The 20,476-nt window shown below is 63.0% G+C and carries 21 protein-coding genes; 6 read left to right on the top strand and 15 right to left on the bottom strand.

The features are described 5' to 3' along the window. A complete protein-coding gene (locus HCR76_RS01900; protein ID WP_166985265.1) occupies positions 1-600 on the top strand; it encodes a TetR/AcrR family transcriptional regulator in 600 nt (199 codons plus the stop codon). 69 nt (positions 601-669) lie between these two features. Here the strand turns inward: HCR76_RS01900 and ddaH are convergent, their stop codons facing one another. Further along, positions 670-1,527, bottom strand: a complete 858-nt coding sequence (ddaH, locus tag HCR76_RS01895) for a dimethylargininase (RefSeq protein WP_166985268.1) — start codon at positions 1,525-1,527, stop codon at positions 670-672. 182 nt (positions 1,528-1,709) lie between these two features. Here ddaH and HCR76_RS01890 point away from each other — a divergent pair, with 182 nt between their 5' ends. Further along, positions 1,710-2,147 carry an Lrp/AsnC family transcriptional regulator gene (locus HCR76_RS01890; protein ID WP_166985271.1) on the top strand — a complete coding sequence of 146 codons (438 nt, stop codon included), beginning with the start codon at positions 1,710-1,712 and terminating at the stop codon, positions 2,145-2,147. A 17-nt stretch (positions 2,148-2,164) separates the two neighbouring features. Further along, positions 2,165-3,613, top strand: a complete 1,449-nt coding sequence (locus HCR76_RS01885) for a threonine/serine exporter family protein (protein ID WP_166985274.1) — start codon at positions 2,165-2,167, stop codon at positions 3,611-3,613. Between the two features lie 206 nt (positions 3,614-3,819). Here HCR76_RS01885 and HCR76_RS01880 read toward each other — a convergent pair whose 3' ends face one another. The 4 genes from HCR76_RS01880 to HCR76_RS01865 all read right to left on the bottom strand — a co-directional run bounded on the left by HCR76_RS01880 (position 3,820) and on the right by HCR76_RS01865 (position 8,456). Next, a complete protein-coding gene (locus HCR76_RS01880) occupies positions 3,820-5,343 on the bottom strand; it encodes a lipase maturation factor family protein (protein ID WP_166988021.1) in 1,524 nt (507 codons plus the stop codon). Between the two features lie 288 nt (positions 5,344-5,631). After that, positions 5,632-5,787, bottom strand: a complete 156-nt coding sequence (locus tag HCR76_RS01875; protein ID WP_166985277.1) for a nucleoside triphosphate pyrophosphohydrolase family protein — start codon at positions 5,785-5,787, stop codon at positions 5,632-5,634. 230 nt (positions 5,788-6,017) lie between these two features. Then, on the bottom strand, positions 6,018-6,917 hold the full coding sequence (locus HCR76_RS01870) for an NADP-dependent oxidoreductase (protein ID WP_166985279.1): 900 nt from the start codon (positions 6,915-6,917) through the stop codon (positions 6,018-6,020). Between the two features lie 24 nt (positions 6,918-6,941). After that, positions 6,942-8,456, bottom strand: coding sequence for an FAD-dependent monooxygenase (locus HCR76_RS01865; RefSeq protein ID WP_166985281.1), 1,515 nt, complete (start codon positions 8,454-8,456; stop codon positions 6,942-6,944). Positions 8,457-8,536: 80 nt separating this feature from the next. On the opposite strand from HCR76_RS01865, the gene HCR76_RS17605 reads away from it, so the two are divergent. After that, positions 8,537-8,908 (top strand): GntR family transcriptional regulator, encoded by a 372-nt coding sequence (locus tag HCR76_RS17605; RefSeq protein WP_280529492.1) that lies wholly within the window; start codon positions 8,537-8,539, stop codon positions 8,906-8,908. 27 nt (positions 8,909-8,935) lie between these two features. Here HCR76_RS17605 and HCR76_RS01855 read toward each other — a convergent pair whose 3' ends face one another. Genes HCR76_RS01855 through HCR76_RS01840 form a run of 4 tightly spaced genes read right to left on the bottom strand, consistent with a single transcriptional unit; the run spans position 8,936 to position 12,632 of the window. Further along, positions 8,936-9,373, bottom strand: a complete 438-nt coding sequence (locus tag HCR76_RS01855; protein WP_166985284.1) for a PTS sugar transporter subunit IIA — start codon at positions 9,371-9,373, stop codon at positions 8,936-8,938. Positions 9,374-9,393: 20 nt separating this feature from the next. After that, positions 9,394-10,884 (bottom strand): PTS fructose transporter subunit IIC, encoded by a 1,491-nt coding sequence (locus HCR76_RS01850; protein WP_166985287.1) that lies wholly within the window; start codon positions 10,882-10,884, stop codon positions 9,394-9,396. Positions 10,885-10,914: 30 nt separating this feature from the next. Next, the gene (locus HCR76_RS01845; RefSeq protein WP_166985290.1) at positions 10,915-11,853 is read right to left on the bottom strand and encodes a 1-phosphofructokinase family hexose kinase; all 939 of its coding nucleotides are present in this window, start codon (positions 11,851-11,853) and stop codon (positions 10,915-10,917) included. Between the two features lie 8 nt (positions 11,854-11,861). Continuing rightward, positions 11,862-12,632, bottom strand: coding sequence for a DeoR/GlpR family DNA-binding transcription regulator (locus tag HCR76_RS01840; protein ID WP_166985293.1), 771 nt, complete (start codon positions 12,630-12,632; stop codon positions 11,862-11,864). Between the two features lie 87 nt (positions 12,633-12,719). Here HCR76_RS01840 and HCR76_RS01835 point away from each other — a divergent pair, with 87 nt between their 5' ends. Next, on the top strand, positions 12,720-13,547 hold the full coding sequence (locus tag HCR76_RS01835; RefSeq protein ID WP_166985296.1) for a class II fructose-bisphosphate aldolase: 828 nt from the start codon (positions 12,720-12,722) through the stop codon (positions 13,545-13,547). 8 nt (positions 13,548-13,555) lie between these two features. Here HCR76_RS01835 and HCR76_RS01830 read toward each other — a convergent pair whose 3' ends face one another. After that, positions 13,556-15,148 (bottom strand): AMP-binding protein, encoded by a 1,593-nt coding sequence (locus HCR76_RS01830; protein WP_166988027.1) that lies wholly within the window; start codon positions 15,146-15,148, stop codon positions 13,556-13,558. Positions 15,149-15,326: 178 nt separating this feature from the next. Beyond that, complete coding sequence (locus HCR76_RS01825; RefSeq protein ID WP_166985299.1) at positions 15,327-16,262, bottom strand: MIP/aquaporin family protein; 936 nt, start codon at positions 16,260-16,262, stop codon at positions 15,327-15,329. A gap of 140 nt (positions 16,263-16,402) precedes the next feature. Between HCR76_RS01825 and HCR76_RS01820 the strand changes: the two genes are divergently transcribed. Then, complete coding sequence (locus HCR76_RS01820) at positions 16,403-16,636, top strand: hypothetical protein (RefSeq protein WP_166984728.1); 234 nt, start codon at positions 16,403-16,405, stop codon at positions 16,634-16,636. 61 nt (positions 16,637-16,697) lie between these two features. On the opposite strand, the gene HCR76_RS01815 is transcribed toward HCR76_RS01820, so the two are convergent. Genes HCR76_RS01815 through HCR76_RS01800 form a run of 4 tightly spaced genes read right to left on the bottom strand, consistent with a single transcriptional unit; the run spans position 16,698 to position 20,412 of the window. Beyond that, positions 16,698-17,231 carry a dihydrofolate reductase family protein gene (locus tag HCR76_RS01815; protein ID WP_166985302.1) on the bottom strand — a complete coding sequence of 178 codons (534 nt, stop codon included), beginning with the start codon at positions 17,229-17,231 and terminating at the stop codon, positions 16,698-16,700. A gap of 54 nt (positions 17,232-17,285) precedes the next feature. Then, positions 17,286-17,645, bottom strand: a complete 360-nt coding sequence (locus tag HCR76_RS01810; protein WP_166985305.1) for a nuclear transport factor 2 family protein — start codon at positions 17,643-17,645, stop codon at positions 17,286-17,288. Between the two features lie 54 nt (positions 17,646-17,699). After that, positions 17,700-18,971 (bottom strand): LCP family protein, encoded by a 1,272-nt coding sequence (locus tag HCR76_RS01805; protein ID WP_166985308.1) that lies wholly within the window; start codon positions 18,969-18,971, stop codon positions 17,700-17,702. A 40-nt stretch (positions 18,972-19,011) separates the two neighbouring features. Beyond that, a complete protein-coding gene (locus tag HCR76_RS01800; RefSeq protein ID WP_166985311.1) occupies positions 19,012-20,412 on the bottom strand; it encodes a DHA2 family efflux MFS transporter permease subunit in 1,401 nt (466 codons plus the stop codon). Between the last annotated feature and the right edge of the window lie 64 nt (positions 20,413-20,476).

The raw sequence follows: 20,476 nt of genomic DNA, 5'->3' as shown, positions 1-20,476 counted from the left end.
ATGGGAAACAGAGAAGACTTGCTGGCGGGAGCACGGAGGGTCATCGCCGAGCAGGGCATTGCCAAGACGACAGCACGGGACATTGCCACTGCGGCCGGTGTGAGCCTTGCCGCGATTGGTTACCATTTCGGCTCGAAGGATCGTTTGGTGACCGAGGCACTCGTGGAGGCGCTCGGAACCGGCATTGGTGATGATCTCGAGAACCTCGTGCTCGAAGGCACGGGCGCGTCACTGATCGACGGCTTTTCAACTCTCGTGAACGAGCTTCCATCGGTGTTCTCCGACAATAAGGAGGCTCTCCTTGCGAGTCTCGAGAACGTTGTCCGTGTTCTGCGAGATCCGAGAGAAAGTCACAAACTGCACGAGGCCGTCGCGGAGGGGTATCGGGGGATGGCGGAGAACCTCGTCGTCGCTCACCCGGAGCTCGAAGAGCGACAGGCGACCTCCATTGCCCGCCTGTACTACGTGCTCACACAGAGCCTCGGCATCCTCTGGTTGCTCGACCCGAATTCACTTCCAAGCGGAGACGAACTCGCTGAGGCAGTGGCGACGATCGGCGAGACGGGCACTATCCCACAACACAGCACGAAAATGGGGTGACGGCGATCCGCAGTTGAATCACCGTCACCCCGTCCCGGCGCGTGGTGTCAGGCCACGCGCGAGGGTGTGTCAGCGGCGCAGCTCCAAAGTGCAGCACTTGACGCCGCCGCCGCCGAGCAGCAGCTCGGAGAGGTCGACGCCGATGGGGTTATAGCCACGCTCACGCAGCTGGCCCTCGAAACCAGTCGCACGCTGAGCAATCACGACGTTGTAACCGTCTGAAATCGAGTTGAGCCCGAGAATGCGGGAGTCCTCTTCACTCACGTGAATGGCATTCGGGTACCGCTTCTCGAGAAGAGCTCGTGACGCATCGTCAAAGGCGCTGGGCAGGTACGCGATGTTCGCGTCGTCATCTCCCGTGAGCGGGTCGAGCACCGAGATCGCCGTGTCGAGGTGGTAGAAGCTCGGATTGACGAGGTTCAGTGAGATGACTTCGCGGTCGAAAGTCTCGGCAACTTCGCGGTGACTCTCGATGCTTGTGCGAAACCCCGTGCCGGCAAGGACGGTGTCCCCGACAAGAAGCAGGTCGCCCTCGCCCTCGTTGACGTTCTTCGGTTCGACGACCCGGTATCCGTTGGCGCCGAACCATTCCATGAACGCGGGGCCCTCGGGCTGACGCTCGGGGTAGGTGAACTGCGCGCCATAGGCGATGCCGTCGATCACGAAACCGCCGTTCGCGGTGTAGACCATGTCGGGCAGGCCCTCAAGCGGGTCAATCAGCTCAATCGTGTGCCCCAGCGACACATACGTGTCATACAAGGTCTGCCATTGCGCCACCGCGCGGGCCGTGTCCGTGGGGTTCTCTGGCTCCATCCACGGGTTGATGCGGTAGGAAACCGTGAAGTGCTCGGGGCGGCACATCAGGTACGTACGCGGGTTGGGCGTGCGCTCGCGTGCGGGTACGGTGACGGATTCGGTGCTGGTCATAGCGTCTCCAGTGAATATCTCAGATGCGGCGGACGCTGTCCTCTTGGCCCGGCCGCGATTCGCTCGGGCACGCCTCCGTGCTTAATTCTTGCATCGACGCCGCGCGAAAGCATCCGAAGCTGTGCATGATTCCTGCGTTCTGTCACGGCTGAACGCAAGTTTCTGTGTTTAGAATGACATACATGGACAATATTGACCGTGGAATCATCGATCTGCTCCGGCAGAATGCGCGCGCCGGGTACGGCGATATCGGGCACGTCGTCGGCCTCTCAGCATCAGCGGTGAAACGCCGCGTCGATCGTCTCGTCTCCGACGGAGTGATTCGCGGATTCACGGTGCAGGTCGATCCAGCAATCGACGGCCGACGCACCGAAGCCTACGTCGAGCTCTTCTGTCGTGGCACCGTCGCGCCCGATGAGCTTCGCCGCATGATGAGCCATGTTCCCGAGGTTGTGGAGGCGTGCACGGTGTCGGGAAGCGCCGATGCCATGGTGCACATTCGCGCCCGCAGCATCCCCGCTCTCGAAGACGCCCTCGAGCGCGTGCGTGTTGCCCCCAACGTCGATCACACACGGTCGTCAATCGTGCTTTCGCGGTTGATTGACCGCCCGATTGACTAAGGTTTTACGCTAGAACCATGGGCGATCAGAGCAGCAAGAGGCAGCGCCAGCTCCGCGCACGATTGAGCGAGTCGCTCAAGGGTCTCGCCGGGGGAATGGTGCGCGGCATGGGCATGCCGACACAGCGCATCGCGCTCCCCGGCAGCGACGATGCCGTGTCGCAGAGACACGCACGCTCCGTGATCGAGCTGTGCCTTCGCGTCGGCGAGACAATGATCGCCACGGGCGCCTCGGCTGCCGATACGGTCGCTCAGGTGCTTCGACTGAGCTCCAGCTTCGGCATCACCGGCATGCACGTCGATATTCATTTCAGCTCCATCACCGTTTCGGTGCACCGCGGGCTCGATGAAGACCCCATCTCGGTCATGCGCGTCGTTAAGGTGCGCACGACCGACTACACGCGGCTTCGTGACGTCTACCGGCTCATGGACGAGATCACTTCGGCAACGGATCCGGTCGACCCCGACCTCGCACGCCAGCATCTCAGCGAGATTCTGCAGCAGCCGCATCCGTATCGGCGCTGGGTCGTGTCGGCTGGAAAGGCGATTCTTGCCGCGGGGGTCGTCGTTATGTACGACGCCAGTTTCATCGTCATCGTCGCTGCCGCAATCTCGGCGATCATCGCCGACATTGTCACGCGACGACTGGAGAGATGGGGAATCTCAGCGTTCTTCGTTCAAATGGCCGCCGCCTTCGTGATCACCGGAATTGCCGGACTTCTGTATTGGACGCGAACATTGGGGTTCGAGCTCACCAGCGAAGTGCAACCGACGGTGATCGTGATCTCGGGAATCATGCTGCTACTGTCGGGAATCGGCCTGACTGCAGCTGCTCGAGACGCCATCGACGGGTACTACATCACTGCCTCGTCTCGCGGCCTCGAGGTCATCATGATGACCCTTGGCCTGGCTGTGGGAATCTCGCTCACCATCGGCCTCGCGATGCGCGTCGGCATTCCCATTGACGTCGGCACAAGCCTCGGCCGCACCGACAATATCTGGGCCGGAATGGCCGGGGCAGCGCTCATCGGCATCGGCTTTACGCTGACCTCATACGTGCGCATGGTCATCGCGCCGATTATGGCCATTCTGGCCGCCATCGTGTTCGCCGTTTTCTTCATCGTCAGCCCCCTGATGCCAGACCCGGGACTCGCGCCGGGCGTCGCCGGCATTGTTGCCGGCGTGCTCAGCTATCTCGTGTACCGCTGGATCATGGTGCCGGAGGCCGCGCTCACCATGGCCGGCATCATCGGACTCATCCCTGGGCTCACGGTGTACCGCGGCCTGTACACGCTCATGGACGGCCCCCAGGGAATCGTCGCCGCGCTCGGCGAACTGTTTGTCGCCCTCGCCGTCGGCATCGGCCTTGCGGCGGGCACAACGATCGGCGGGCACCTCGCACGACGCAGCTTCGGTCTCGACCGCGCCGCTGAGATTTCGCTGCGGCGCGCGCGCCGAACGCGGTAGCGAACAGCGCACAAGAAAGGAGGCAGGATGCCCCCATCCTGCCTCCATGCCGCCCGCGGCTATCCACCCGAAGACGGGTGGGTCCCCAACCACTGCACACGGACCGCATTTCCCTCAAACGACAATCGCGGCAGTGCCGCCGATGTCGCCACGTACAGAGTATCGGATTCTGACCCCTAAACGAGGGGCATACACGCTCCGGTTTTTCATTGCGGAACCCGGCTCGTCGGCTGCACCAGAACGGCAAGCTCTCGCCGCATCCAGATGTCGCCCGTCTCCCGCTTTTCAGCGCGCGTGGCAAACCGATACGAGAACACGCGTGCACGCACCGCGCGCGGGGCCACACCGCCAAACGGATCGACGCGAAGCAGCCGGAGCAGTGCCCTGTCCGCGATAAGAAGCTTCTCCACGAGCCGTGCAAACCAGGTGGCGTTCCAATCGCCGAGGGCGAGAAACCACATCTGCCAATCCAAGCGCAGGTGGTAGGGCGCGAACTGTCGCGGCCGATATGCGGTGGCTCCCGGTTTTCCCTTGAACTCGTAGGCCAGCCAGTCGTCGTCGCCGGGATGCTCGGCGAGCGTTCCCTCAATCACCACCTCGCGCCGCACCCGCGTCACGCTGCCGAACGCGCCGTACGCATTGCCGATGCCCAAGCGATTGAACCCCGCATTCATCAGCTGCCCGCGCGAGAACAGGTTGGCCACAGCAGGTACGCTGAGCCACGCGAAGACGAGAAATACAGCTGTCGTGAGGGCGAGCCACCAGATCGGTGATGTGGATGCTGTGATGCCCACAGCATCCGGCTCGCTCTGCCCGCCTAGCGGCACCCCGAACCAACTCCAGCTCGCACTTGACGTGCTGTGTCCGGTGATCCAGGCGAGGAACGAGTCGCTCACCCCCGAGAATGCGACGATGATCGTCATCCAGTTGAGCCACGCGAAGTTGCCCGTGACAACGAGCCACAGCTGCGTGACGATGATCAGCGTCGCCGCGCACCCCGCGATCGGCTGAGGAGCGAACAGCAGCAGCGGCATGCCCAACTGCACGACGTGGTTGCCGAGCGTTTCGGCGCGGTGCACCGCTGTCGGCAGCAGATGCGCAAGGCGACTGAGCGGCCCGGGCATCGGCTGCGTCTCGTGGTGATACGTCATTGCGGTGAGGTCACGCCAGCTGCTGTCACCGCGGATTTTGATGAGTCCGGCGCCCAGCTCGATGCGTACGACAAGCCACCAGAAGAACACCACAATCAGCAGCGGGGGCGCGCTCTCGTGTGACCCGAGAAACGCGGCAATGGCACCGGCCTCGAGCAGCAGCGACTCCCACCCAAACCCGTAGAACACCTGCCCGATGTTCGCGATCGACAGGTACAGCACCCACAGCAGCGCGAAGGCGACAAGCGGCAGCCACGGCGGGCCCAGCTGGGGCAGACCAAGAACGACGGATGCCGCAATGGCGACGCCGACCGCGGCGACGCCGCGCAGCATTCGGTCACTGTAGCGAAAGGCGCGCAGGCGGAAGACGCTCGGCAATCGCCGCCCCGATGTACGGGCGATGAACGCCGGCGCGGGCAGAAGGCCGTGTTCTCCGAGCAGCGCGGGAAACTGGGCGAACGCCGACGCGAACGCGATCACGAAGACGGCGGCGATGCCGCGCTGCAGCACCTCGCGCGCGATTGTGTAGTCGCGGGCGTCGAGAAGGCCGAACGCGTCGACCAGCCCCGTCATTTCCATGAGGCACCCCTTCGCCCAGCACACCACCGCGCGCGCGAACCCGCAAGTGGCTACCGCGCCGATCGGTGACGCGCGATGCTGTCCGCGTAGTCCGCCGTCAACGTCAGTTCGTGCGGCCCAACTGGTCAAAACTGCCATGGAAACCTGGCACCGTGAGCCACATGAACAGACGTGCAGCGGGGCAGGCCATGCGGAGAGGCCGGCGCAGACAACACGCCCCAGACGCCACAGCCCAGTAATGTGCCACGCCGCGGCGGGCCACGATCAGCACCGTCGCACGATTTGCGATCACCGCTGCCGACAGCGCGGAAAGCTCGGCAGCCAGACCACCTCGCCGAGTTCCTCCGTAAGTCGCGCGAGGATGCGTAACGGTGTGTCACCATCAGGAAACTTCCGAGCATATCCATCGACGATGCAGAGCAGCTCGTCGGCAGTCATTCTCATGACGTCATGCAATAACAACCTTTGCGTGTCCTCCGGACCATGGCAGGTTCATGATCATCGAAAGCCGCACCAGTGAGCAGTGGCTTGCGCGTCGAGTCGCTGTTCTCACATTCGGAGATGTGGTGCCCCGCGCGGCGTGTCGGTGACCGACACGCCGCGGTCTGCGTGGGAACTCCGAACCTACGAGTGTCCGGGAGGGACGAACCACTGCACTCACGTGAACGCGACCGCTACGAGAGCGAGACGTCGAGCACGACCTTGCCCTGCGGCCTGCCCTTCTCGACGCGGTCGAATGCTGCCGCAGCATCCACGAGCGGAAACACGGAGTCGACACGCACTTCGTACCCGTGTGTGGCGATGAGGCGTGGCACCTCGGCCAAAATGTCCCACGCGCCGTCCGCGCCGCCACCGGTCGCACGCGCCCCAAGCTCCGGTGCGCTGAAATCTGCGACCGAGACCACCTGGGCGGCGTCGTCAACGAGCGTGATCAGCTCGGGCATCGACCCGGAGCCGGCGGTGTCGAGAACGGCGTCGACATGGTCGGCAATCCCCCGCACGCGTTCGCCGATGCCGCGACCGTACCTCACCGGTTCGGCACCGAGCGATGCAAGGTAGTCGTGATTGCGCACAGATGCCGTGCCGATCACCCGGGCGCCGCGGGCACGCGCGAGCTGCACAGCTGCCGCGCCGACGCCGCCCGACGCGCCTTCGATGACGAGAGTCTGCCCGTCGCGCACGTTCAGCAGCCGTAGACAACGCTCTGCCGTCTCGGTGACAAGCGGCAGCGCCGCAGCGTTCGTCCAGCCAAGCATCGGGGGCTTCTGCACCACGTGCTTCAGCACGGCGAACTCCGCGTGGGTGCGAAACCCCCAGCCGAACACCTCATCGCCGACGGCAACATGCTCGATTCCCTCGCCGACCTCGTCGACAATGCCAGCGGCGTCAAACCCCGGAGTGGCGGGAAACGTCGCCTCGCCCATCTGCCCGTTGCGCTTCTTGACGTCTGCCGTGTTCACTCCCGCTGCCTGAACCCGAATGCGCACGCGACCTTCGCGCGCGTGCGGCTCGTCGCGCTGTCCAACGCGCATCACCGAACTGTCACCGAACTCGTCGTAGCTGACCGCCAGCATGAAGCGCCTCCCGAAACGTGTTGCCTACCCTTCGAGGGTACGACGATTGGGCAGCTCGGCGGCAAACGTCGAAGCAGCCTCGGAGGCATGTGCTCGAGCAACAACGTACCCATCGGGTCGCACAAGATAGAACTCGCCCGCAACGAGCGGTGTGTCGGGCGCCGCGGCAAAGACGTGAACCTCGCAGCCCAGTTCGCGCTCCAGCGCGCTCACGACGCTCGGGTTCACTGTGCCGTACTCGTGCACCTGCCACCGCAGAGAGCGCAGCGCCTCAAAGTTGCGGCCCGTCCACGGCAGCCGTCGACCGACAATGTCGTCACGGGAGCCATCATCGTGAACGCTTCCCGAAAAGGGGTACCGCACACGCAGCTGCGCGAGATAGCCGAAACCGCGGTTGCCGACCCAGGTGCGCGGAACGACCCTCGTGATAATCGGCGCGAGCAATCGCGGGCCAATGCGTCGCAGCGTTCTCGCGACCGGGTCGGGCGAGGTGACGAACGAAAACAGCCGGTCCGTCGTCTCGATCAGGTGGCGGGCCACCGGCATCCGCTCGGTCTCATATCGGTCGAGGATGCTGTCGTCGGCGCCATTGTTCAGCACGTCGGCAAACGCGAACGCGAGGTTGTGGGCATCTTGTAAGCCCGTGTTCATTCCTTGAGCGCCGACCGGAGAATGCACATGCCCTGCGTCTCCGGCGAGAAACACCGCGCCGTCGCGAAACCGCTCGGCTACGCGATGGTGCACGCGATAGGTGGCGAACCAGGTGTGCGATTTCCACGTCACGCCGAACACCGTGCCGATCCGCTCGCGGACGGCTGCCTCGAGAGCATCCTGATCATCGTCTGCCCCATCGCTCACCAGTGTGATGACACGGGCGTGTTTCTCGCCTTCCATGGGAAACGTCAGCAGCATGTCGCTCTCGGACGGGCGAATGTTGATGGCGTCGTCGTCGAGACCCTCGATGCCGACCGCGTCGATCACGCAGAAGATCTCGTCGTTCGTCGTGCCCTCGAATGCGATGCCCTGTGACTCGCGCACGGGTGACGAGGCCCCGTCAGCAGCCACAACGTAGCGCGCCGTGATCGCGCGCTCCACTCCGGCGTCGTCGATGAGTCGCACGGAGACTCCCCCGTCGACCTCCTCGATTGCCACAAACGTGGTTCCCCACTCGACGTCTCGGCCCCGAACCTTCATCGCGTCGACGAGTATGCGCTCATTGCGACTTTGCTCGAGAATGTAGAGTTGCGGGTACGGTGTCTGCCCCTCACCGATGGAGCCGAACTCGACGGCGTTGAACATAGTGCGCCCGTACCCTGGCCGCGCGGCCGGCGCCTCGCGCACGTTCTGCATGACGACATCGGCGACGCCGAGCTGATCGTAGATCTCGATTGATCGCGCCTGAAGACCGATGGCCCGCGATTCGCGCGTCGGCTCGTGCTTGCCGTCGACGATCACTGCGTCGATTTCGAGCTCAGCCAGCCACGCCGCCAGCATCAGACCGGTTGGGCCGGCGCCAACCACGATAACGTCGGTGTCCATGACTCCACCGTACGCTCGCGTGCGGCTTGCGGCATCCGCGTGCCCTTGCCACACTTGTCACACCAACGACAGGAGGCCCGGTGGCGAAGCCGTTTTCACCGATTGATGCGGAGCTGGGTGAGCCGGCGTTCGAGCAGCTTCGCTCTCAGCTGATCGATGCCGTGAGAAATGGCGCCGTAGCTGCGGGCGACAAACTGCCGACCGTGCGGGGGCTCGCCACCGAGCTCCATCTCGCCGCGAACACTGTGGCGAAGGCATACCGTGCACTCGAAGAAGACGGTCTTATCGAGACGCGTGGCCGCAGCGGGTCGTTCGTCTCGGCACAGGGCGATGCCACCCAACAGCGGCTGCAGCGCGCAGCAAGCGACTACGCAGCGCTCGCGCGTGAGTTGAAGGTGGATGCCGCGAGCGCACTCGACTACACCCGGTCGGCCCTCGGCATCCGTCCGTGACCTCGGCACCGCCGGCATGCAGGTGTTCTAGTTCAGCCGCCCGGCAAGTTCACTGAAGATCTCATCTGCAGTGCCCTCGATGACTGCGCGCTGAACGTCGTCTTCGATGAGCGCACGCGACACCTGCGCGAGCAGCTGCAAGTGCGTCGTGTTATCTCCTCCATCCGGCACGAGCATCGCGATCAACACGTGCACATTGTCATCCGTCCAATCGACAGACGACGCCAAGCGAACGACAAGAACGGCAGGGTTCTGAACGGACGCATGCCTTGTGTGAGGAATGGCGATGCCGCTCATGAGTGACGTCGAGAGCTGAGATTCCCGCTCCTTGAGACCGTCAAGCACGCCTGCCGCGTCGGCGCTGTATCCCCGTTTCACGACGAGGTCGGCAACAAACGCGAGTGCCTGCTCCTTCGTCGCGGCCTCGATGTCGAGCTGAATGTTTTCTCTCGTCAAGAGTTCCATGGTCGTGTCCCTTCTCCTTGTCATGCGGTAGCGCGAACGCCGGTTGACGTTGTCGCGGCAGCGGGTCGCCGAGAATTGCGAAGCCGATAGAGGCCGAACAGGATGCCGCCGACGGCCGACCCGATGACGATGGCCAGCACCCAGAGAAGCGGATTGGTCACGACGGGCAACACGAGGAAGCCGCCGTGGGGAGCGGGGGAACCTGCTCCCCAGATCAATGAGAGCACTGCGGCGATCGAGCTGGAAAGCATCAGAATCGGAATGACGACGAGGGGGTTCCGCGCGGCAAACGGAATCGCTCCCTCGGTGATGTGGGTTGAGCCCAGCGCATAGTTGACGTACCCGGCCCGCCGCTCACCCGGTTCGAATCCTCGCGGGAACAGAGAAACCGCAATTGCGGTAACGATCGGTGGGGCGATGCATGCAGCTGAGACTGCGGCCATGAATGTGATGTTCCCGTCACCGAGCAATGCGACTCCTGTGACATAGGCTGCCTTGTTCACAGGCCCTCCCATATCGAAAGCGCACATGATTCCGAGCACGAGACCAAGAATGAGGGGGTTTGCGCCCTGGAATCGGGTCAGGACGTCTTCAAGCCCCGTCGAGATCTGCGCCATTGGAGCGCTGATGACATAGGTGATGCCTCCAAAGATGAGCGTGCCCAACACGGGGAACAGGAAGATCGCCTTGAGCCCGGCAAGAGCCGCTGGCATCTTTGAAAGGAGCAGGCCGAGAAGCTGCATTCCGTAGCCGGACAGGAAGCCCGTGATGATGCCTCCGAGAAAGCCTGTGCCCATCGTGCTCGCCAGCATCCCGGTGATCAACCCGACAGTGAGACCTGGCCGAGACGATATCGACGAGGCGATAAATGCCGAGAGTACGGGAACCATGAGCCCGAGCCCGAGACTTCCGACTGTATTCAGCATCTCAGCGATGGGGTTGTATTGGTCGTTTGTGGGATCCGCCGAATAGATGCCGAAGAGGAAGGATGCTGCCAGCAGCACGCCCCCGCCCACGACGAACGGAAGCATGTGCGATACGCCGTTCATAAGGTGCTTGTAGACCGCACGCCCGTGCTTGCGCCACCCGTCGCCTGTGTGAGTATCAATTGCGGCTACGTTGAGAAAGTCGTTTTCGTCGCGCGGCTGACCCGTGCCGGCTCCGCCAGACGCCGGCGTTTGCGACGCTGCTTGTGCAGATGATGTCTCTGCCAACAGCCGATCAATGAGTGCGTCCGGATTGTGAATTCCCTCCTTGACGCCCACCTCTACAACGTGCTTTCCCGAGAATCGTCCGGAATCCACGTCTTTGTCAGCGGCGACAATCACCCCGACCGCCCGCGAGATCTCGTCGGAAGTCAGGCCGTTCTCAAGCCCGATTTGGCCGTGGGTCTCGACCCGGATCTCAATGCCTCGCGCGGCCGCAGCTTTCTTGAGAGCGGCCTCGGCCATGAATGTGTGCGCTACGCCCGTGGGGCAGCCGGTTGCAGCGACGATGAACTCACCGGTCATGGGAAGTTCTCCTTTCACATTGCGTGTCGTTTACGACAAGCGAACTGACGGTTCTGACAAAATTGCATCGGGCGCATCGACGGTGTGCACGCTGATGCGCTCCGCGAATTCCGGACGAACGGGAAACAACGTGCTCTCGTGGGCGACGGCGCTGGAGGCCCACAGCACAGCGTTCTTCAAGCGAGCAGCAGCCTCTGCAGTCTCGGAAACATACCCGGCCAGAAGTGCATCGCCGGCGCCGACAGAGTTGACGAATGGCACGTCTCGAGCAGTGGCGATGAGTGCTGTGTCGGAGTCGACATACATTGCGCCATCGGCCCCGAGGCTTGCAAGTACCGCGACAGCTCCCCGACTAATCGCAATGCGCGCTGCATCGACGACGTCGCCGTGACTGCGAAGATCGCGGCTCACGAGAGTGGCCAGTTCGTGCACGTTCGGTTTGATGAGATGCGGGCGCGCATCAAGTGCTCGCTCGAGCGGTCTGCCAGAACTGTCGACAATAACGTCGACACCGACGGCAGCGAGCCGCTCGACGAGATGCCTAACGTAGTCATTCGGAGTTCCTGCGGGCAGGCTCCCGCAGATCAACGCCGTGTCTGCCGATGCACTTGCGGCTACCGCTCGGTCAACGAGGTGCTCCCGCTGTATGGGGGAGAGCGCCACCCCGGCTTCATTGATCTTCGTTGAGTGTCCAGGGGACACCAACGTGATGTTCGTGCGCACGTTGGTATGGGTCTCTACACGAACGAATGGCATACCCGCCCGTGAGAGCTCCTCACGCATGAGCTCACCGTTGGTGCCACCACCCGGGAAAACGGCGACCGTGCTGATGCCCGCGCGATGAAGCGCCCACGATACGTTCAAGCCCTTGCCGGAAGACTCTCGCGTTCCTTGCGTGATGTGGTTGACGGAATCGAGACTGAACGACGCCACATGTATGGTCCAGTCGATGGCCGGAGAAGGCGTCACTGTGACGATCATGCAAAGACCACTTCGACGTCGACCTCGTCAAGAGACCGTCGATGGGGAGACTCAAGCTCTTGGCCGGTGACGACAACATCGATGTCGGAGACATCCGCGTACCGAACAAGCGAACGCTGGGCGAACTTCGTGTGATCTGCAAGCAGAACGACCTTTGCAGAGTTGCGAATCATCGCGGCTTTGATGGCCGCTTCCTCCTGATCGGGAGTTGCGAGGCCGTGCTCCGCCGAAATGGCGTTCGTGCCGACGATGGCGACATCGAAGTGCATCTGATTGATCGCGGCCACTGTGACAGCCCCGACCTCCGCCGTCGTGGCAGCACGCACTCGCCCGCCGAATGTCGACACCGCGACATTCTCAAGCGGCAGAAGTGCGACAGCGATCGCCAAAGCGTTTGTAAACACGCTCATCGAGCGGTTGGGAAAATGGTCTGCGACTGCCCGCGCCGTCGAGCCCGCATCGATGAGAACTGCGCCGCCCTCCGGAAGAAACCTCGTTGCCGCCGCCGCAATGCGCGACTTCTCATCGAGGTTGTCTTGGCGCGATGCGACGTCAGGTTCAAATGTCATCGACTCAAGGTGCAATGCTCCGCCGTGGACGCGGCGAAGCAGCCCACGTTGCTCAAGAATTATGAGATCTTTTCGAATCGTCTCCGTCGATGTTTCCAGATCGGCCGCGGCTTCTGCCGCGCTGATCTTTCCGAATGTGCGCAGCGTCTCGAGAAGCCTCTGCTGACGTTCGGCGGCCATCAACGACGTCGAATTCATGAACTCTCCTTGGCGAATATTGCAAGTGAGGTTGGGATTGATTGGTTAGTCTTGCATTTGCTTGCGGTTCTTGTCAAGATCAACAGCATGATCATTTCTGCGCACACGCTCTTTAGCGACATGTCGGCATCAGAGGCGGCCGCGGCCTTCAACGTGATCACTCTCGAGCATGCCGAGGCGATCGTGCAGGCGGCAGAAGAGGTAAATCGTCCGGTCATTCTCCAGCTGTCCCAGAACGCCATCGCGTTTCATCGGGGTTCACGCGCCATTGCGAAATCGATGATCGCGGTGGCCGAGGAGTCCAGCGCCACTGTCGTGCTCCACCTCGATCACATCACCGACATTGAGCTTGCGCGCTCGGCACGAGATCTGGGTTTCAGCTCTGTCATGTTCGATGCTGCCGCTCAAGATTTTGCCGACAACGTGGTCTCGACGCGCCGTGTTGCCGAGTGGGGGCATGACGTTGGCGTGTGGGTTGAAGCCGAGTTGGGCGAGATCGGAGGAAAAGAAGGAGCTCACACACCTGGAGTGCGAACTCGCCCTGACGACGCTGCCCACTTCGTCGACCTCACGGGAGTGGATTCCCTCGCCGTAGCCGTTGGGTCTTCTCACGCGATGACAACCCGGTCAGCGCACCTCGACACGGACCTTATTCACGCGATCGCGCAATCCGTCGACGTTCCACTCGTCTTGCACGGATCGTCGGGAGTGCCCGACAGCGAGCTCACCACAGCTGTCTCTGCAGGTATGAGAAAGATCAATATTGGAACAGCTCTCAACGTCGCATACACCCATGCGGTCTCAGATTGGCTCGGGACTCATGACGGAACAGACCCTCGAAAATACATCAGCCCGGCCCGGGACGCCGTCGCTCGAACCTGCGCGCACGTGCTCAACCTGTTGTCGCCGGTTTAACTGAGCTTCTACGATGCCGCACCCTCGCGAGCTCGCAGGTCTTTGCGCAAGATCTTTCCGGAACTCGACTTCGGAATCGATTCGACGAATTCGACGCTGCGGATCTTCTTATACGGCGCCACCCGCTCAGCGACGTACGACATCACATCGTCAGCCGTCACGTCGCCCTCGGCCGCCGGCACGACGAATGCCTTCGGGATTTCCTGCCCCTCATCGTCGAGCACGCCGATCACGGCGACGTCGGCGATACTCGGGTGCCCGAGCAGCAGCGCCTCCAACTCGGCAGGCGGCACCTGATAGCCGTGGTATTTGATGAGCTCCTTCACGCGATCCACGATCGTGAACCAGCCGCCCTCATTGCACGTTGCGACATCGCCGGTGTGAAAGAAGCCGTCGTCGTCAATCGCATCCGCTGTGGCTTCCGGCCGGTTCAGATACCCCATCATCACCTGAGGCCCCTTGATCCAGAGTTCTCCAGCAGCGGTATCGCCATCGTCGCCAAACTCGGTGATCTCGGCACCGCTCTCCGGATCAACCAGCTTGCACAGCGTGTTCGGCAACAGCACGCCAACCGAGCTCAGCGGGATGTCGTCACGCATGTACGGCACGGCGTGCGTCACGGGGCTCGTCTCGGTCAGCCCGTAGCCCTGCATCACCCGGGCATGGATGCGCTCGCCCGCGCGCTCTGCCGTCGCGCCGTCGAGCGGGGCAGCACCCGAGAATACCGAGTGCACCGTCGAGATGTCGTAGTCATCGACGACCGGATGCTTCGCCAGCGCGACGGCGATCGGCGGCGCAATATAGAGGTACGTGCACCCGTGGTGCTGAATGTTAGTGAGAAACTCGACTAGGTCGAACCGAGGCATCGTCACGAGGCTCGCACGTTGGCGCAAGGCGAGGTTGAGCAATACGGTCATGCCGTAGATGTGAAAAAACGGCAGCACAGCGAGCACTCGGTCGGTGTCGTGCAGGTCGATGTTCACCCGCGATTGCTCAACGTTGGCGACGAGGTTGCGGTGGCTGAGTTCGACGCCCTTCGGCGTTCCCGTTGTACCCGACGAGTACGGAAGCACGGCAAGGTGCGTAGCCGAGTCGACAGTCACCTGGGGCGGCGTCCGCTGTTCGCTCAGCAGTTCGCGCAGGTTCGGGTGCCCCTCGGCGCCGTCGAGCACAATGACGTGGTCGGCGGGGATGCCGCACGTCTCAGCGGCTTCGGCAGCATGGGGCAGCAGCGGGCCGACCGTGATGATCCAGGTGGCGCCAGCATCCTCGATCTGCTTTTCGATCTCGGCTGACGTGTACATGGAGTTGAACGTCGTCACGGCGGCGCCAAGCCTGAGGATGCCGTGGAAAACCGTGGCGAAGGCCGGGACGTTCGGGCAGAGAAGTCCAACGACGGTGTCGCTGTCGACGCCGCGCACAGCAAGCGCACCGGCGAACGCGTCGATCTGAGCTTTGAGCGCGCCGTACGTGGTCTCGATGCCGGTGGCCGGGTCGATGAGAGCGATGCGAGTGGCGTCCGCATCACTCAGGTCTGCGAACAGATAGTCGTAGACGCTGAGGTCGGGAATCTCCACGTCAGAAAACGGGCTGTGAAACACGAGAGTTCTCCTTTGAATCGTCGTGCGAGCGTCGCCGATCTGTCGCCGGCGACATCGGGTGTCCTCCATCATGCCACCGGATGCCGTCATGAGACGCGCCTGCAGAGTCCCGGTTCCGCCGGCCGTTGCCTGGCGCAACCTCAGCCAGACTCCGGCAATCACTTCACAGCGCTGGTCCTCAGTTCTTCGTGCGCCCCGCCGGTTCGCTCTCACCAACGAGCTGCCGCGAGTGGAGGATGTCGCCGATGAACAGGTCATAGAGCAGAACGCCGATCACTCCACCGATGAGCGGCCCCACGATCGGCACCCAGAAGTAGGCGCTGAACGAACCATCGACAGTGCCAGGCAGGGCGACGTCGCCCCAGCCGGCCATCCATGCGAACAGCCGCGGTCCGAAGTCACGCGCCGGGTTAATTGCATACCCCGCGTTGGCACCGAACGACATTCCGATCGCTGCAACGGCGAGACCGATCAGCAGCGGGCCAAGTCCCGCCTTGACAGCGGCGTTTCGCATGTCGATGATCGCCGCTACGAACATCACGAGGAATGCCGTGCCGGTGATCTGGTCGGCAAGGGGAATCCACATGTTGCCGTCGAAATACGGCGCAGGGAACGTCGCGAAGATCGAGAACGTGATGTTCCCGTCTGGATCCGTTCGAGCGACGCCCATCGCCTCGTTGAACGCATTGATCGCATCGAAGTACAACAGGTACACCAGGGCGGCACCGACAAATGCCCCCACCACCTGCGCGACGATATACGGCACAACCTTCTTCCAGGGGAAACGTCGTCTGACGGCGAAGGCCAGCGTCACCGCGGGGTTGATGTGGGCACCGCTGACTCCCCCAGCGACATAGACGCCGAACGCCACGGCGAACGCCCATCCCCAGCCGATCAGCAGCCAGTCACCCGCTCCGAGAAAAAACGATGTCGGGTCTTCGGTGCGCCCAGAACCCGGCAACCCGGCGACGGCCATGGCGACGACTCCGTCCCCAAAGGCGATCAGAACGAATGTTCCGAGAAATTCCGCGAGCACCTCCCCCCACGTGCCGTTCAGGCGCTTCAGGCCGCTGCCGTGCCGCAGCGCACCGCGCAGAGGTGTGATGTCACTCATGATGAGCCTCCTGGGTATCGACATCGATGTCTCTACTTCCGAGGGTCTCGTGTGAAACGGGGCTCTCATTTTGCACAGTACGCCCGCGTTGCGGGGTGCACAAGAGCACCGCGCAGCACGGCGCGCGTTGTTCTGGTGCGGTGCGCAGACCTGACGGGCTGAGTGGTCGTCAGCGCGTGCTCGGAGTCGTCGGGTTCTTCATGCGCCGATACGGCTACCCCGTCGCGCCCCTGGTGATCGACATGATCCTCGGGCCGATGGCTGAGGAGCAGCGGCTGGCCGCCGAAGATCTCGCGACGCGGGAGCGCGAGGCGATCTCGATCGAGGCACAGGTGACCGAGGGCGCTCACCGTTCGGGGCGTCAGGAAGACTAGCTCGCGGAGCCTACAATATCGGGCGGATGCTGTGGCAGCGGCATCCGCCCGATTTGCGCACTTACAGTGCACCCTTCACACGGAAGCGGCCGCAAAGGAATGCCTTGTTTCGGGCCGTGTCGATGAGCTCGAGATCGAGTGCTCGAGGAAAGAGCGGCGCACCGGCACCGAGCATGACGGGCGCATACTGCACCCACACCTCGTCGAGAAGGCCGGCGTCGGCAAACTGGCCGGCGAGTTCTCCCCCGCCCATGACCCAGAGGTCCTTCCCCGGAACAGCTGCAGTCATCTCCTCATGCACGGCGCGAACCTCCCCCTGCACGAAGCGCACGTCAGCACCCTCCGATGCGGACAACGTGCGGTGGGTAAACACCCATGACGGCCGCGTGTATGGCCAACCGTCTTCGTCTTCTTCCGCATGGATGGCTTCATAGGTGGTCGCGCCCATGGCGATGGCACCCATCCTCTGGATGAACGCAGGGTACGCCATTGGCCCGTCGAGGTCGATGTCTTGTTTCAGCAGCCAGTCCAGCGAATTCTCTGGAGTCGCGATAAACCCGTCAAGGCTCGATGCCGTGTAGTAGTGGGTGGTCATGCGCCCGATGCTACGCTTCACCACCGATCTTCGGAATACCGCGGGAAACCGCGCTCAATCGCTCCGAGTCCCCTGGTGAAAACGCATCCGTGGCACGCCCGACGTAGTCTCCCAGATCGATGAATGCCGACTCTCTTCGGCGCCCTCGACGATCCGGTAGGTCACGAGAACGACTCCCGCGGCCAGCTCCGTGAAGACCCACTCGTCGGTCTGCGGAGCCGCGCTTCGATCTTCGTTCACAAGCAGATCGAGAATCTCGTCGCGCGTCCACCGCCGACCCGAGCGTCCGATCTCAGTGAAGTCCTCGTGGAGCAGCTCACGCACCCGCGCACTGTCGCGCCTCGTTTCCGGTGAGAGCAGAGCGATCTCCGCGGCACGCACTTGGACATCGTCCTCCGCTTCACGGTTCGTCATGAATCCACAATAGTGACCGTTTTGCCGAAGTTTTGCCTCCTCAGACGTGACAGGTCAACCGTTTCCGTTCGAGCAGGTCTCATCTGCCGCCGTCTGCCCCTTAACGCTGTCGGGCAGGTCGACGGGGCCGTCCGTGGAAGGCGGAGAGGTCGCATCATCCTCGGGGGGCGTCGTCTCGCCATCATCCGCAGGCGGTTCCGTGGAGGCCCCATCCTTCGGCACAGCACCGTATTCGCCCGTTCCGCCCGTAATGGAGAGACTGCGATCGGCTTTGACGGCGTCAAGCAGTGCCGCAGCGTCTTGCTCCACCGGGATCTCACCCTCTTGACCATTGAGCATTCCCGACCCGGTGGGAAATTTCACGAACGTGATGTTCTCGGTGGGCATGCCCTTGAGCGCCAACGCGATCGACACCATGGTGTTGGGGTTGCTGAGCTCGTTGGACAGCGTCATGTTGTCGGCAGCGACGTTTGCCAGGTTGTAGAGCTTGACCGGGTTGGAGAGAGTCTCGCCCGACAATATCTTGCGCATGAGCGCCGACATGTACACCTGCTGGTTGCTGATGCGGCCGAGGTCCGACCCGTCACCGACTCCGTAGCGCGTGCGCAGAAACTGCAGCGCCGTCTCGCCCTTCAGCGTGACGTCGCCCGCCGGCAGATCGAGGTTGGTCTTCGGGTCGACAATCGGCTCACTCAGGCACACCTCGACGCCGCCGATCGCATTAGCCATGGCAGTGACACCGTTGAACTGAATGGCACCGGCATAGTGCACGGTCAGCCCGGTAAGTTCCTGCACTGTCGCAGCGGTACAGCCGAGACCGCCGTGCTTGAGCGTGGTGTTCACTTTCTGGATGCCGGCTGGAGGCTGCTCGCCCTCGGGAACAGTGCCGTCTTTGTCTTGTGGATAGGGGCACGCCGGCACGTCGACGAACGTGTCGCGCGGAATCGAAATGGCCGTGGCATTCGAGTGGTCTTCTGAGATGTGCACGAGGATGGTGACGTCGTTGAGCTGACCCGTCAATTGCTTCGGATCGCCGAAGCCGTCGCCCTGCCCCTCACGGCTGTCGCTGCCGACAAGGAGAAGGTTGAAGCCGCCCTCGATCGCGTTGACGTCGGGGACGGCCTGGCCGGAGTTTCCCGGAAGCGACACGCCTCCTCGATCGAGCCGGCCGAAGATGTCGGCAACGCCCCACGCTGCAACTCCGACAACGGTTAACGCCAGCACTGCCACCGATGCGATGGCCACCTTCAGCGTCGTCCGCAGGCCGCTGCGGCGAGGCTGACGGCCGTGACGCACCGGCGCTTCGCTCGTGTGACGACTGCTCATGGCAGCATCCTTCCGCTGAGTTTGGGCATGGTGGGGAACACTACCCGCCCCCGTCTGGAAGAATCACAGCATCTGCTGAGAGCCGCCTGTTCACAATGCCGATTCCCGAGATGATTCCGCCCGCTACGAGCATGATCGCCGTCGCCGCCATGGCTCGTCTGTAGCCGTCGATATCGAGGGTGCCGCCGATGATCAGGGCGGCGCACGCAACGCTCACGAGCCCCGCAACACGCGATACCGCGTTGTTCACCGCCGAGGCGATGCCCGCACGAGCCGGTTCGATCGCCCCGAGAATGGCACTCGTCAGCGGGGCGACGGTGATCGACAGGCCGAGGCCGAAAATCAGCAGACCGGGAAGCAGCTGCAGCCAGTAGTTGATCTCCGGCGTCACCGTGAGCATCAAAGCGAACCCCAACCCCGCGACAATCGGGCCGACGCTCATGAAGAAGCGCGGACCAAGCCGGCTCGCCAAATCGCCCATTCGGCCGGAAAGCGCAAGCATCACGAGCGTCGGCGGCATGAGCGCGATCCCCGCGAGCGTTGCGGCGAAACCGGCGACCTGCTGCAGATAGATGACGATCACGAACGTCCCGAAGCTCAGCGCGCCGTACACAAACACCGTCGCCACGTTGCCGACCCAGAAGTTTCGTGCACGAAAGAGACTCAGTGGAAGCATGGGAGCACGCGACTTCGCCTGCCAGAAGATAAATGCGGCGGATGCGGCAATACCGACCAGGAGCGGGATCGCGACGATCGGGCTCGCCCAGCCAAACCGCTGTTGCTCGATGAGCGCGAACACGAGGCCGCCGAGACCCGCGGCTCCGAGCACAGCACCGAGCACATCGACGCGCACCGCCGCTGTCGGGCGCGGCTGACGCGGCATCCGCGCCATAAGCACGAGGGTGAAGGCGATGGGGAGAACATTGATGCCGAAGATGAGCCGCCAACTGACGAGGTCGACGAGCCCGCCGCCGAGCAACGGGCCGATGATCATGGCGGTTCCGGTCCACGCCGTCCAGGTGCCGATCGCGCGGCCGCGTTCGTTGTCGTCGAAGGTGGACGTGATGATGGCGAGCGAACTCGGAACGAGAAGCGCAGCCGCGATGCCCTGCAGGGCGCGAGCAACGATCAGCAGGGTTGCCGTCGGCGCGATCGCGCACAGCAGCGACGTGATGCCGAACCACACGAGCCCCGCAGTGAGCACGCGACCCCGGCCGAACGAGTCAGACAACGACCCGGCGAGCAGAATGAACGCGCCGAGTGTGAGCATGTACGAGTCGACAACCCATTGCTGAACGGCAAGGCCGCCTCCGAGCTCGTTCTCGATTGCCGGTAGCGCAACGTTGACGATCGAGCCGTCGAGAAACGACACGAACGACGCGAGGATCGCCACGACGAGTACGAGCCTCTTGGCGCGAGCGTCGGGCGCGACAGAATCCATACCTCTGATTATCCGTCGCGGACGATCATTCGTCGACGATGAGTTTGGTGCAAGGTGCATAGTT

This window comes from Paramicrobacterium chengjingii (assembly GCF_011751765.2).
Classification (GTDB): domain Bacteria; phylum Actinomycetota; class Actinomycetes; order Actinomycetales; family Microbacteriaceae; genus Paramicrobacterium; species Paramicrobacterium chengjingii.
This window is presented reverse-complemented; position numbering and strand designations above follow the sequence as displayed.

Coding starts and splice junctions, on each gene's coding strand:
- HCR76_RS01900 (WP_166985265.1), top strand. CDS start 1: ATGGGAAACAGAGAAGACTTGCTGGCGGGAGCACGGAGGGTCATCGCC.
- ddaH (WP_166985268.1), bottom strand. CDS start 1,527: ATGACCAGCACCGAATCCGTCACCGTACCCGCACGCGAGCGCACGCCC.
- HCR76_RS01890 (WP_166985271.1), top strand. CDS start 1,710: ATGGACAATATTGACCGTGGAATCATCGATCTGCTCCGGCAGAATGCG.
- HCR76_RS01885 (WP_166985274.1), top strand. CDS start 2,165: ATGGGCGATCAGAGCAGCAAGAGGCAGCGCCAGCTCCGCGCACGATTG.
- HCR76_RS01880 (WP_166988021.1), bottom strand. CDS start 5,343: ATGGAAATGACGGGGCTGGTCGACGCGTTCGGCCTTCTCGACGCCCGC.
- HCR76_RS01875 (WP_166985277.1), bottom strand. CDS start 5,787: ATGAGAATGACTGCCGACGAGCTGCTCTGCATCGTCGATGGATATGCT.
- HCR76_RS01870 (WP_166985279.1), bottom strand. CDS start 6,917: ATGCTGGCGGTCAGCTACGACGAGTTCGGTGACAGTTCGGTGATGCGC.
- HCR76_RS01865 (WP_166985281.1), bottom strand. CDS start 8,456: ATGGACACCGACGTTATCGTGGTTGGCGCCGGCCCAACCGGTCTGATG.
- HCR76_RS01855 (WP_166985284.1), bottom strand. CDS start 9,373: ATGGAACTCTTGACGAGAGAAAACATTCAGCTCGACATCGAGGCCGCG.
- HCR76_RS01850 (WP_166985287.1), bottom strand. CDS start 10,884: ATGACCGGTGAGTTCATCGTCGCTGCAACCGGCTGCCCCACGGGCGTA.
- HCR76_RS01840 (WP_166985293.1), bottom strand. CDS start 12,632: ATGAATTCGACGTCGTTGATGGCCGCCGAACGTCAGCAGAGGCTTCTC.
- HCR76_RS01835 (WP_166985296.1), top strand. CDS start 12,720: ATGATCATTTCTGCGCACACGCTCTTTAGCGACATGTCGGCATCAGAG.
- HCR76_RS01825 (WP_166985299.1), bottom strand. CDS start 16,262: ATGAGTGACATCACACCTCTGCGCGGTGCGCTGCGGCACGGCAGCGGC.
- HCR76_RS01815 (WP_166985302.1), bottom strand. CDS start 17,231: ATGACCACCCACTACTACACGGCATCGAGCCTTGACGGGTTTATCGCG.
- HCR76_RS01810 (WP_166985305.1), bottom strand. CDS start 17,645: ATGACGAACCGTGAAGCGGAGGACGATGTCCAAGTGCGTGCCGCGGAG.
- HCR76_RS01805 (WP_166985308.1), bottom strand. CDS start 18,971: ATGAGCAGTCGTCACACGAGCGAAGCGCCGGTGCGTCACGGCCGTCAG.
- HCR76_RS01800 (WP_166985311.1), bottom strand. CDS start 20,412: ATGGATTCTGTCGCGCCCGACGCTCGCGCCAAGAGGCTCGTACTCGTC.